We start from the raw sequence: 12370 nt of genomic DNA, 5'->3' as shown, positions 1-12370 counted from the left end.
TCAGCAAGGACGCATGATGCGCATCGACAAGATCCCCACCGGCGACAATCCGCCCGAAAGCCTCAACGTCATCATCGAAGTGCCGACCGGCGGCGAACCGGTGAAATACGAGTTCGACAAGGATTCGGGCGCGCTGTTCGTCGACCGCATCCTCCACACGCCGATGCGTTATCCGGCCAATTACGGCTTCATTCCCCACACGCTGTCGCCCGATGGCGATCCGCTCGACGCGCTGGTGATCGCGCGCTCGCCCTTCATCGCCGGCTGCGTGGTGCGCGCCCGCCCGATCGGCGTGCTCAACCTCGAAGACGAGCATGGCGGCGACGAGAAGCTGATCTGCGTGCCCATCGACACGACCTTCCCCTATTATTCGGACGTCGCCGAGACGAAGGACCTGCCCTCGATCATCTTCCAGCAGATCGAGCACTTCTTCACCCACTACAAGGATCTCGAAGCCGAGAAGTGGGTGCGCGTGGGCAATTGGGGCGACGCCGCCGAGGCCAAGCAGATCGTCAAGGAAGCGATCGAGCGGGCGAAGGGCTGAGCTAGCGTTCCGCTTCGAGCTCGGAGCGGAAGCACAGGATCGCGCGGTTTTCGGAGTTGGGCGGCGGGTCGGCGCGGTCGATCGCGTCGCGCAGCAGCAGCTCGACCTCGGTATCGCGGACGTCGCCCGCGCCCTCGATCACGTAGTGCCGCATCGAGCCCAGCGTGCCGCGCAGCAGCTCGTCCAGATCGTACATCCGGTCCCCGCGCGGAAAATCGTAGCTCACCCAGAAGGCGTGGAACGACACCGTGACGATCGTCGCGGCCAGGTCCACGCCGGGCGCGAAATGCACCCGCAGCAGACCGTCGCTGTCGTCGACGATACGGTTCGCGGTCGGCATGGCGGCGGTCGCGGCGGTGATCGCCTCGCGTCCGATCGCGGCGAGTTCGGGCCCCTGCCGGTCGATCGCATCGTCGAGCCGCAATTGCGCCGGGCGCTGCGGTTCCTTCACTCCACCGGGCGCCCTTCGTCGAGCAGGTCTTTGGCCTGCTCGGAATCGGTCCGGCGTTCCTTGTCGACCAGCTCGGCGATCTCGTTCTGCGGCGCGACGTCCGCGTCTTCGGCGCTCATGGTCACGGTCGCCGCCTTGGGGACGGGCGGCGGCTTGCCCGCAGACCCTTCCGCGACCTGCGCCATAGGCAGCGGGTCGGTGCGCGAATCGAACCGCAGGCGGTAAATCGGTTCGGGCAGCGCGAAGCCTGCTTCCTCTATAGCCGCCTTGACCGCACCGATCGCGCGGCTTCTGGCCTTGTGCCAGTCGCTCTCCTCCTGATCGACCCAGCCGAGGAAGCTCAACACGATGTTCGAATCGCCGACTTCGACCGTGCGGACCTCGGGCGGCGGATCCGCGAGCACGAAGGGCAGCGCCTCGAGCGCCTCCCGGCCGACCTTGCGCGCCGCCTCGGGATTGTCGTCGGCATCGATGCCGAGCTTGAACTCGAAGCGGCGTTGCGGATTGCGCGTATAGTTCAGGATTACCGCCTTGAAGACGGTCGAATTGGGAATCCGCAAGTGATTGCCCTCGAGCGTCATCAGCACGGTCGCACGGCTGGTCAGGCGGATCACGCGGCCCTCGAGATCGTCTATCACGACATGGTCGTTGGCGCGGAACGGCTGGCGCAAGCTCAACATCAACGAGGCGACGTAATTCTCGATCGTATCGCGCATCGCGAAACCCAGCGCGATGCCGATCACCCCAGCCCCGCCGAGCACTGCCCCGAGCAAGGCCCCCGCGCCGAGCATGTCGAGCGCGATGACCAGGCCGAGCACCACGAACACGAAGCGGATCGCCGAGGCGATCAGTTCGGCGAGGAAGGAGTTGGGGGCGACCCGGCGCCACAACCCGGTCAGTCCGGCGAGCAGGTATCCGAACGCCGCGATCGCGATCGCAACCACCAGTGCGAGTCCCCCCAACGGCGCGAGCGCGCGCGCATCGGCCAGCTTGCTTTCGAGCGAGGTCAGGACCCCGCCTGCCTGTCCGACCGATAGGTCGCGTTCGAGCCCGTTTTCGACCGTCACCACCCCGGTGATGCGCGAAGCTATTTCCTCGGCCCGCGCGATATCGCCTTCCTCAGGCACTGTCCCCGACAGGGCGACCACCCCCTCGTTCACCGTCACCGCCACCTCGGCGAAAGCCGGCAGTTGCGAGAGGATCCCACGGAGGCGTCGCGCGATCTGCTCGTCGTCGGAGGCGCCGGTCTCGGCTTCGATCGCCTGCGCGGTCGGCGTCGGCGCGGGTGCCGCGGTTTCGCTCGCCGCTCCCGGAACGAGCGCCGTGGCAGGCATCGCGGCGACGCCCACCAGGAGCGCCAGCGCAAATTTCAGCAATTCCGACAAATGGGAGATGGTCAGTTCAGCGCGTAAAGCGCCTTGAACAGTCCGGCGAGCAGGAAGGGCAGGCCGATCGCGACGACCCACAACCCGATCACCGACTTGCGATAGCGCGGTTCGTAGGACGGGTCGGCGGCCTGCTCGTCGCTCATCTTCATCCAGCAGGATTCGTAGGTCTTGCAGGCGGGAATGACGAGCGCGACGAGGATGGCCAGCGCGATATAGGGGGCGATCGAAGTGCCCGGCGACTGCATCGCATCGACGGTGACGAAGATCTGCAGCGCGGTATAGACCATCAGCGCATAGGCGATGTGGTCGCTCATCCGCTTGCGCCAGTCGAGCTTCTTGCCCTCGGTGCGGGCCTCGGTTTCCTCGTCGTACGCAGCCTGTGCCATCAGTCGGTCTCTCCCCAGTTCCCGAAGCTTGCAGTTAATCACGAACGCGGCGCTGCTGCAAGGACGATCGCCACCCGCCCGGTGCGAAAAGCCGCGCCTGATCGACCAAGGCATGCACGAAGTCTGCCAATCGTTTCCGGCGGGGGTGGATCACGCGCGTCGGAATGCTATGGCGGCATCATGGATATGCCCGCCGCCTCGGCCGAAACTTCGGACGACGTATCGCCAGCCCACGCCTCCGAGCCGATCCCGCAGGGCGGGCTCGAAGTGGTGTCGATCGCGAAAAGCTACGACAAGAAGCAGGTGCTGTCCGATATCTCGCTGACGGTGGGCAAGGGCGAGGTGCTGGGCCTGCTGGGTCCCAACGGCGCGGGCAAGACGACCTGCTTCTATTCGATCATGGGCCTCGTCAAACCCGATGCCGGCCGGATCATGATGGACGGCGTCGACGTCACCAACCTGCCGATGTATCGCCGCGCGATCCTCGGCCTCGGTTACCTGCCGCAGGAAACCTCGATCTTCCGTGGGCTGACGGTTGAACAGAACATCAATGCCGTGCTCGAGCTGGTCGAGCCCGACAAGGACGTGCGCGCCGCCGAGCTCGAGCGGCTGCTCGAAGAATTCGGGCTTACCCGGCTGCGCGATTCCGCCGCCATGGCGCTGTCGGGCGGTGAACGCCGCCGCTGCGAGATCGCCCGCGCGCTCGCGGCCAAGCCCTCGATCATGTTGCTCGACGAACCCTTCGCGGGGATCGACCCGCTCTCGATCAGCGACATCCGCGATCTTGTCGCCGACCTGAAGACGCGCGGGATCGGTGTGCTGATCACCGATCACAATGTCCGCGAGACGCTCGAAATCGTCGATCGCGCCTGCATCATCTATGGCGGGCAGGTCCTGTTCGCGGGCAGCCCCGAGGACCTCGTCGCCGACGAGAACGTGAGGCGGCTCTACCTCGGCGAGAATTTCGAGTTGTAGGATCGAGGTTGGGGGGAACGGTGCTTCAGGGTCAGGGTCGTAAGGGTACGATAGAATAATGGCGCTCGGGCCACGCCTCGACCTGCGCCAGTCGCAATCGCTGGTGATGACGCCGCAGCTCCAGCAGGCGATCAAGCTGCTGGCGCTGTCCAACCTCGAAATCGAGACCTTCGTCGGAGATGCGCTCGACAACAACCCGTTGCTCGAGATGGGCGAGACCAGCCGCGAGAACGAAGACGGCGATGCCGCGACCGAAGCCGAGCCCGCGCAGGCCGACGCGATGGACGGCGATGGCGGCGCGCTCGACATAGACGAGAGCGCGCTCGACCGTGATCGCGACACCGGCGACTGGTCGGCTTCCGGCAGTATCGCCTCGGGCGAGGACCTGCCCGGGATCGAAAACGAGAGCAGCGACGGACCGACGCTGGCGGAGCATCTCCATGCGCAGGTCGGCCCGGCCTCCGCCGACGAGCGCGAAGCGCTGGTCGCGCATGCGATCGTCGATGCGCTGGACGAGGCCGGCTACCTGACCGTGACGCTGGAGGAACTCGCCGGGATGCTCGGGATCGGCGAGGCCGAGGCCGAACAGGCGCTGGCGCTGGTCCAGTCCTTCGATCCGACGGGTGTCGGCGCCCGCTCACTGTCCGAATGCCTCGCATTGCAGGCGAAGGAGGCCGATCGCCACGATCCGTGCATGGCGCGGCTGATCGACAACCTCGAACTGCTCGGCAAGGGCGAGTTTGCGCGGCTCCGGCGGCTGTGCGACGTCGACGACGAGGATTTCGCCGACATGCTCGCCGAACTGCGCGGCTACGACCCCAAGCCCGGCCTCAAATATGGCGGGGGGGCGGGCGCGGCGGTGGTGCCCGACGTACTGCTCTCGCCGAGCGATGAGGGCGGCTGGAAGATCCGCATCAACCGCGACACGCTGCCCCGGCTGGTGGTCAATCGCGACTATTACGTCGAGCTCAAATCGGATTGCACCGACAAGGCTTCGCGCGGCTGGCTCTCGGAAAAGCTGGCCGACGCCAAGTGGCTGATCAAGGCGCTCGATCAGCGACAGAAGACGATCCTCAAGGTCGCGAGCGCGATCGTGAAGGCGCAGGACGGCTTCTTCCGCCGCGGCGTCTCGCACCTGAAACCGCTGACCTTGCGCACCGTCGCCGAACAGATCGACATGCACGAGAGCACGGTCAGCCGCGTGACCTCGAACAAGTACCTGTCCTGCCCGCGCGGGACGTTCGAGCTGAAATATTTCTTCTCGAGCGGCGTCTCCTCGGCCGACGGCGAGGGCGCGAGCGCCGAGGCGGTCAAGGCCGCGATCCGCGAGCTGACCGACGCCGAGGACCCGAAGAAGATCCTCTCCGACGACGCGCTGGTGACGCTGCTCAAGGAACGCGGTTTCGACGTCGCGCGGCGGACGGTGGCCAAATACCGCGAGGCTGCGGGAATCGGCAGTTCGGTCCAGCGGCGGCGGGCGAAGAAGCTGGCGGGCAGGTGACGCCTTATCCTCCTAGGTGAAGATCTCGCCTTCTGAACGCTTTCCTACTCCGCTTGCGACGGAGTAATCTGGCGGGATGCCTGTTCGTCACCCTCAGCATGCCGGATCCGGAAGATTACAACGCGCGCGGGAATATACTCCGCAAAATCTTGAAATCGGGGATCAATTCACCCGCTGCCGGTTTTTCAAAACCCCGGCATCGGTGTCACACCGACTCCGCCTATTCCTCCAGCTCGATGTCCCAGTAGAGCCAGTCGCGCCAGGTTTCGTGGAGGTAGTTGGGCGGGAACGCCTTGCCGTGCTGCTGCAGCTGCCAGTGGGTCGGCCGGATCGGTTCGGCATAGAGCTGCATCCCCGCCTGCTTGGGCGTGCGACCGCCCTTCTTCATGTTGCAGGGCGCGCAGGCGGTGGCGATGTTCTCCCACGTCGTCTTGCCGCCGAGCCGGCGCGGGACGACGTGATCGAAGGTCAGGTGATCCATCTTGCCACAGAACTGGCACGAGAAGCGATCGCGCAGGAACAGGTTGAAGCGGGTGAAGGCGGGAAATTCGCTCGGGCGCACATATTGCTTCAGCGCGATCACGCTGGGAATCTTCATGTCGAGATTGGGAGAGTGGACCTCGCGCTCGTAGCTCGCGATCACGTCGACCCGGTCGAGGAAGATCGCTTTGATCGCGGTCTGCCACGGCCACAGGCTCAGCGGGTAGTAGGACAGCGGGGTGTAATCGGCGTTGAGCACCAGCGCCGGGCAGCTTTCGAGCTTCCGGCAGGGATCCTCGTCCGCGCTCCGAAAGCGCGCCGCCCGTTCCAGAAGTTCGGCCTTGAACACGTGTTGCGTCCTCCCCGATCGATCTGGAAGGGAGCAAAAGCGAAAAATTGCGTCAAGTCCATGACATTGTGCGGGTCGCGCTATTCCACAGTCATCGTTAGGAAGGGCGCGTGAGCACCGTGACCCGCTTCGCCCCCAGCCCCAACGGCCCGCTGCACCTGGGGCATGCATATTCGGCGGTGGTCGCGCATGACCTCGCGCGCGAGGCGGGCGGCACCTTCCTGATCCGGATCGAGGATATCGACGGCGCGCGGTCGCGCCCCGAATGGATCGCGGAGCACCTCGCCGACCTTGCCTGGCTCGGTATCGAGAGCGATCGTCCGGTCGTTCGCCAATCAGAGCGCCTTGCGACCTACGATGCTGCGCTCGAGCGGCTGAAGGCCGACGGGCTGCTTTATCCGTGCCGCTGCACCCGCGCCGAGATCGCCGCGGCGGCGCGCGAGGAGGGACCCGAGGGCCCGGTCTATCCCGGCACCTGCAAAGGGCGCGAGATTCCTTCCGATCGTCCGTGGGCGTGGCGGCTCGATATGGACGCGGCGATCGAGCGCGCGGGCGAACTCGACTGGGAGGATGCGCTCGCCGGCACGATCGTGGCGCGTCCCGTACGCTTCGGCGACGTGGTGCTGGCGCGAAAGGATGCGCCGGCCAGCTATCACCTCGCCGCCACGCTCGACGATGCGGCGCAGGGGGTGACGCTGGTGACGCGCGGGGCGGACCTGTTCGATGCCACCGACATCCACCGCCTGCTGCAGGAATTGCTCGGCCTGCCGGTGCCGCGCTGGCACCATCACGCGCTGCTGGTCGAGGAGGACGGGCGCAAGCTCGCCAAGCGGCGCGGTTCCGGCGAGGAAGGCTTCGGCCTCGCCGACCGCCGCCGCGCGGGCGAAGACGGGCAGACTGTTGCGGCCGCGCTGCGCGCGGGCCACTTCCCCGCTGGCATTACCCTCTCGCAATCCCTATCTGGTGCGCCATGAACACCTTCCTCACCATCCTCATCGTCCTCCTCGCGATCATGGTCGTCGTCAGCCTCGTGCGCGGGATCGTCGCCTTCATGCAGAGCACCAAGATGGAGCTCGAGGCCGACGACGAACGCGCGGGCAAGATGCAGAAGCGCCAGAACGAGATGATGTTCGCGCGCATCAAGTACCAGGCGCTGGCGGTCGTGGTCGTCGCCGTGCTGCTGATGATCAACCGCTGAGCGGGGCCGGTCGGGGGAGGACATGGTCAAGCTCAACAAGATCTACACTCGCACCGGCGACGACGGCACCACCGGGCTGGTCGACGGTTCGCGCTGTCCGAAACACTCGGCGCGGATCGCCGCGATCGGTTCGGTCGACGAGGCCAACAGCGCGATCGGGCTCGCGATTGTCGCGGTGGGCAGCGAAGCGGCGAGCGATCTCACCCGGATCCAGAACGACTTGTTCGATTGCGGTGCCGACCTCGCCACCCCCGCCGAGGATGGCGAGGACTTCGGCCCGTCGGAAATGACACTGCGGATCGTGCCCGCGCAGGTCGAATGGCTCGAAAGCGCGATCGACGCGCTCAACGAGACGCTCAAGCCGCTGACCAGCTTCATCCTGCCCGGCGGCGGCGAGGCCGCGGCGCGCATCCACCTCGCCCGCGCAATCGTGCGCCGAGCCGAGCGCGACATGGTCGCATTGCATCGCGAGGAACCGATCAACCCGGCCGCGCTGCAATATGTCAATCGGCTGTCGGACTATCTTTTCACCCTCGCCCGCGCGATCAATGCCGGCGGCTCGGGCGACGTGCTGTGGGTCCCCGGTGCCAACAGGTAACCGGCGACTCGCCCAAACAAAGTTCTACAATTCGAGGAAATTCGCATGACCACCATCGCTGTCATCGGCGCGGGCCAGATGGGTACCGGCATCGCGCAGACCGTCGCCCAGCACGGGATGAAGGTGCTGCTCGCCGATCTCGATCTTGCGCATGCAGAGGCCGGCAAGGCCAAGGTCGACAAGGCGCTCGCCAAATTGGTCGGCCGCGGCAAGATCGAGGCCGATACGGTCGAAGCGGTACTCGGCCGGATCGAGCCGGTCGCCGATTATACGCCGATGTCCGAGGCGAGCTTCATCATAGAAGCCGCGACCGAGCGCGAAGAGGTCAAGGCCAAGATCTTCGAGAAGGCGAGCGAAGTGCTCGCCGAGGACGCGATCATGGCGTCGAACACCAGCTCGATCCCGATCACCCGGATGGCCAACCACTCGCCCGATCCCAAGCGCTTCATCGGGCTGCACTTCTTCAACCCGGTCCCGGTCATGGGGCTCATCGAGGTGATCCCCGGCCTCGCCACTGCGCAGGACACGACCGACCGCACCACCGCCTTCGCCGAAAGTCTCGGCAAGCAGGTCGTGCTGTCGCAGGACGAACCCGGCTTCGTGGTCAACCGCATCCTGCTGCCGATGATCAACGAAGCGATCTTCGTGCTCGGCCAGTCGACCGCCAGCATCGCCGATATCGACAAGGGCTGTCGCCTGGGGCTCAATCACCCGATGGGGCCGCTGGAACTGGCCGATTTCGTCGGCCTCGACACCTGCTTCGAGATCATCAAGGTGCTGTTCGAGACCACCGGCGACAGCAAGTATCGCCCCGCGCCGCTGCTGGTGAAATATGTCGAGGCGGGCTGGCTGGGCCGCAAGGCCGGCCGCGGCTTCTACGATTACGGCGGCGAGGAGCCGGTTCCGACTCGCTAATCTCGGAACAAACGGCTTCCTCCCTTGATTTTTCAGCTAATCGCGCGCATCGCGCGGCGAGCATTTTCGCGCCGCCGCACCCTCATCCGCGCGCGCCATAACAACAGGAAAGTTGACGCATGACCCAGGTCGGCCAGGATACTCTCGGCACCCGTTCCACCCTCGAAGTCGGGGGCAAGGAATACGCGTACTACTCGCTCGCCAAGGCGGCGGAAAAGCTCGGCGATGTGTCGAAGCTGCCCTTCAGCCTGAAGGTCCTGCTCGAGAACATGCTGCGGTTCGAGGATGGCGGGCACACCGTCGCTACCGACCACGCGCAGAACATCGTCGACTGGGTCAAGAACCCCACCACCGGCGACGAGATCCAGTACCGCCCCGCGCGCGTGCTGCTGCAGGATTTCACCGGCGTTCCCTGCGTGGTCGACCTCGCCGCCATGCGCGATGCGATCGCCAAGCTCGGTGGCGACACCGCCAAGATCAACCCGCAGGTTCCCGTGAACCTCGTCATCGACCACTCGGTGATGGTCGACGAGTTCGGCCACCCCAAGGCGTTCGAGCATAACGTCGAGATGGAATACCAGCGCAACGAGGAACGCTACGACTTCCTCAAGTGGGGCTCGAAGAGCTTCGAGAATTTCTCCGCGGTGCCTCCGGGCACCGGCATCTGCCACCAGGTGAATCTCGAGCATATCGGTCGCGGCGTGTGGTCGACCGAGGATCCCGACGGCAACCTCACCGCCTATCCCGACACCTGCGTGGGCACCGATAGCCACACCACGATGATCAACGGTCTCGGCGTGCTAGGCTGGGGCGTCGGCGGGATCGAGGCCGAAGCCGCGATGCTCGGCCAACCGATCTCGATGTTGATCCCGCGCGTCGTCGGCTTCCGGTTCGACGGCAAGCTTTCCGAGGGCGTCACCGCGACCGATCTCGTGCTCACCGCCGTGGAAATGCTGCGCGAAGTGGGTGTGGTCGGCAGCTTCGTCGAATTCTACGGACCGGGCGTCTCCAATCTCAGCCTCGCCGACCGCGCGACGATCGCGAACATGGCGCCCGAATACGGCGCGACCTGCGGCTTCTTCGGGATCGACGACAAGACGCTCGAATATATGCGCCTGACCGGGCGCGACGAGCATCAGATCGAACTGGTCGAAGCCTATTCGCGCGAACAGGGCCTGTGGCTGGAGCCGGATAATGAGCCGGTGTTCTCCGAAACCCTACAGCTCGACCTGTCCAAGGTCGTTCCGTCGCTTGCCGGGCCCAAGCGTCCCCAGGATCGGGTGATCCTCCCCGAGGTCGACGAAGAATTCAATCGCGACCTCAAGAAGCTCTACGGCAAGGATTCCCCGCACCGTATCGATGTCGAGGGCAAGGACCACGATATCGGCGACGGCGACGTCGTGATCGCGGCCATCACGTCGTGCACCAACACCTCAAATCCCGATGTGATGATCGCCGCCGGACTCGTCGCAGAAAAGGCGGTGGCCAAGGGCCTCACCCCCAAGCCGTGGGTCAAGACCAGCCTTGCTCCGGGATCGCAGGTCGTCACCGACTATCTCGAAAAGTCCGGCTTGCAGGATAGCCTCGACAAGATCGGCTTCGATCTGGTCGGCTATGGCTGCACCACCTGCATCGGCAATTCGGGCCCCCTCGCCCCGCCGATCTCGCAGGCGATCAACGGCAACGATCTGGTGGCCGCCGCCGTGCTGTCGGGCAATCGCAACTTCGAAGGCCGCGTGTCGCCCGATGTGCGCGCGAACTACCTCGCTTCGCCGCCGCTCGTGGTGGCCTATGCGCTGAAGGGCTCGGTCACGACCGACATGGTCGACACCCCGCTGGGGCAGGATCGCGACGGTAACGACGTGTTCCTCAAGGACCTGTGGCCGACCAACCAGGAAATCGCCGATCACCGCGCGGCCAATATCGACCGCCAGATGTTCGAGAAGCGCTATGCCGACGTCTACAAGGGCGACGAGCACTGGCAGAAGATCAACGTCGTCGGTTCGGACACATACCAGTGGAAGGCTGGTTCGACCTATGTCGCCAGCCCGCCCTTCTTCGACGGGATGGAATTGGAGCCCAAGCCGGTCGAAGACATCGAGGGCGCCAAGCCGCTCGCCATCCTCGGCGATTCGACCACCACCGACCACATCTCGCCGGCCGGTTCGATCAAGGAAGACAGCCCCGCGGGCGAGTACCTGAAATCGCACCAGGTCGCGAAGGCGGACTTCAACTCCTACGGCTCGCGCCGCGGCAACCACGAAGTGATGATGCGCGGCACCTTTGCCAATATCCGCATCAAGAACGAGATGGTCCCCGGCGTCGAAGGTGGCGAAACGCTCTATAAGGGCGAGCAGATGCCGATCTACGACGCGGCGATGAAGCACAAGGAAGATGGCACCCCGCTGGTCGTCATCGGCGGCAAGGAATACGGCACCGGCTCGAGCCGCGACTGGGCGGCCAAGGGCACGATCCTGCTCGGCGTGCGCGCGGTGATCGTCGAAAGCTACGAGCGTATTCACCGCTCCAACCTGATCGGCATGGGCGTGCTTCCGTTGCAGTTCCAGGACGGCGAAGGCCGCGAGAGCCTGGGCCTGACGGGCGACGACAGCTTCACGATCAAGGGCCTCGACAGCCTTACCCCGCGCTCGGACATCGAAGTCGAAGTAACCCGCAAGGACGGCTCGACCTTCAGCTTCACCGCCAAGTGCCGGATCGATACCGCCAACGAGATGGATTACTACCGCAACGGCGGCATCCTCCATTACGTGCTGCGCAAACTGGCTGCATGACGCTCGACTTCTCCAACATCCGCGTCTCTTACGGCATGCAGACGGCGTTCACCGACGCCGATCCCAAGGCCGATGCGGCGAAGATGGCGATGGTGGGCGCGCAGGTGCGTGCGCGCCTCCACGCGATGGAGGAGGCCGAGGACCTCGGCGGAGAAAAGGCCGACCTGTTCCGCATTCCGGGCTTTCTCAGCCAGGAGGAATGCGCGCGCATCTGCAGGGTGATCGATCGAAAGATCGGTCCCTCGACACTGTTCGAAGGAACCCAGATCGAGGGCTTCCGCACCAGTTCGACGCATTATTTCGACCGCCTCGATCCTGAAACCTGCAAACTCGAAGAAAAGATCGACGCGGTGCTGGGGCTAGACCACCGCTTCGCCGAGACCACGCAGGGCCAGCGCTACGAGGTCGGGCAGCAGTTCAAGCACCACTACGACTATTTCTTCGAAAGCGAATCCTACTGGCAGACCGAACGTCGACGCGGCGGTCAGCGGACATGGACCGCGATGGTGTTCCTCAACGAGCCGGAACAGGGCGGCGAGACCGATTTCAAGGAGCTCGGCTTGTCGATCCCGCCCGAGACCGGGACTTTGCTGACCTGGAACAACATGGATCGCGACGGGCGCAAGAACCCCAATACCTTCCACGCCGGCACACCGGTCATAGAAGGAAAGAAATACGTGATCACCCAGTGGTACCGGCAGGATCCCTGGGACATCGCCGGCGGCGGCTGATCCGTCCCCGAAAGCGCCCATGAAAAAGGCCGGGATCGCTCCCGGCCTTTTCGTTTTTCGAT

13 protein-coding genes are annotated in these 12370 nt (G+C 65.0%); 9 read left to right on the top strand and 4 right to left on the bottom strand.

The annotated features are described in order from the left end of the window. The first annotated feature begins 16 nt into the window (after positions 1-16). Entirely contained in the window at positions 17-544 is a 528-nt protein-coding gene (gene ppa, locus T8S45_RS13145; protein ID WP_188643029.1) for an inorganic diphosphatase, read from the top strand. Position 545: 1 nt separating this feature from the next. On the opposite strand, the gene T8S45_RS13140 is transcribed toward ppa, so the two are convergent. From T8S45_RS13140 to T8S45_RS13130, 3 genes are read right to left on the bottom strand one after another with little or no spacing between them, the layout of a single operon-like run. Next, the gene (locus T8S45_RS13140; protein ID WP_322294052.1) at positions 546-995 is read right to left on the bottom strand and encodes a hypothetical protein; all 450 of its coding nucleotides are present in this window, start codon (positions 993-995) and stop codon (positions 546-548) included. Further along, positions 992-2371, bottom strand: a complete 1380-nt coding sequence (locus T8S45_RS13135; RefSeq protein ID WP_322294051.1) for a mechanosensitive ion channel domain-containing protein — start codon at positions 2369-2371, stop codon at positions 992-994. The genes T8S45_RS13140 and T8S45_RS13135 overlap by 4 nt, the downstream gene beginning before the upstream one ends. Before the next feature lie 20 nt (positions 2372-2391). Further along, positions 2392-2769, bottom strand: a complete 378-nt coding sequence (locus T8S45_RS13130; protein WP_188640896.1) for a hypothetical protein — start codon at positions 2767-2769, stop codon at positions 2392-2394. A 186-nt stretch (positions 2770-2955) separates the two neighbouring features. Here T8S45_RS13130 and lptB point away from each other — a divergent pair, with 186 nt between their 5' ends. Together lptB and rpoN are read left to right on the top strand one after the other, a co-directional pair. After that, positions 2956-3744, top strand: coding sequence for an LPS export ABC transporter ATP-binding protein (lptB, locus tag T8S45_RS13125; RefSeq protein ID WP_407654937.1), 789 nt, complete (start codon positions 2956-2958; stop codon positions 3742-3744). Between the two features lie 58 nt (positions 3745-3802). Further along, entirely contained in the window at positions 3803-5245 is a 1443-nt protein-coding gene (rpoN, locus tag T8S45_RS13120; RefSeq protein ID WP_322294049.1) for an RNA polymerase factor sigma-54, read from the top strand. A gap of 220 nt (positions 5246-5465) precedes the next feature. On the opposite strand, the gene T8S45_RS13115 is transcribed toward rpoN, so the two are convergent. Beyond that, on the bottom strand, positions 5466-6074 hold the full coding sequence (locus tag T8S45_RS13115) for an HNH endonuclease (RefSeq protein WP_322294048.1): 609 nt from the start codon (positions 6072-6074) through the stop codon (positions 5466-5468). Between the two features lie 110 nt (positions 6075-6184). On the opposite strand from T8S45_RS13115, the gene gluQRS reads away from it, so the two are divergent. The 6 genes from gluQRS to T8S45_RS13085 all read left to right on the top strand — a co-directional run bounded on the left by gluQRS (position 6185) and on the right by T8S45_RS13085 (position 12308). Beyond that, positions 6185-7048: a tRNA glutamyl-Q(34) synthetase GluQRS gene (gluQRS, locus tag T8S45_RS13110; RefSeq protein ID WP_188640892.1), complete on the top strand. Its 864-nt coding sequence runs from the start codon at positions 6185-6187 to the stop codon at positions 7046-7048. Next, positions 7045-7272: an HIG1 domain-containing protein gene (locus tag T8S45_RS13105; RefSeq protein WP_188640891.1), complete on the top strand. Its 228-nt coding sequence runs from the start codon at positions 7045-7047 to the stop codon at positions 7270-7272. The genes gluQRS and T8S45_RS13105 overlap by 4 nt, the downstream gene beginning before the upstream one ends. A gap of 22 nt (positions 7273-7294) precedes the next feature. Further along, complete coding sequence (locus T8S45_RS13100; protein WP_322294047.1) at positions 7295-7870, top strand: cob(I)yrinic acid a,c-diamide adenosyltransferase; 576 nt, start codon at positions 7295-7297, stop codon at positions 7868-7870. A gap of 45 nt (positions 7871-7915) precedes the next feature. Continuing rightward, a complete protein-coding gene (locus T8S45_RS13095; protein WP_322294046.1) occupies positions 7916-8785 on the top strand; it encodes a 3-hydroxyacyl-CoA dehydrogenase family protein in 870 nt (289 codons plus the stop codon). 119 nt (positions 8786-8904) lie between these two features. Beyond that, positions 8905-11577, top strand: a complete 2673-nt coding sequence (gene acnA / locus T8S45_RS13090) for an aconitate hydratase AcnA (protein ID WP_322294045.1) — start codon at positions 8905-8907, stop codon at positions 11575-11577. Next, positions 11574-12308 (top strand): 2OG-Fe(II) oxygenase, encoded by a 735-nt coding sequence (locus T8S45_RS13085; RefSeq protein WP_229658021.1) that lies wholly within the window; start codon positions 11574-11576, stop codon positions 12306-12308. Before acnA ends, T8S45_RS13085 begins: the two co-directional genes overlap by 4 nt. Positions 12309-12370 lie beyond the last annotated feature (62 nt).

Origin of the sequence: Pseudoblastomonas marina (assembly GCF_034374265.1) — a bacterium.
GTDB lineage: Bacteria > Pseudomonadota > Alphaproteobacteria > Sphingomonadales > Sphingomonadaceae > Alteriqipengyuania_A > Alteriqipengyuania_A marina.
Note: the sequence above shows the minus strand (reverse complement) of the source record. Positions and strands in the feature narration are given on the sequence as shown.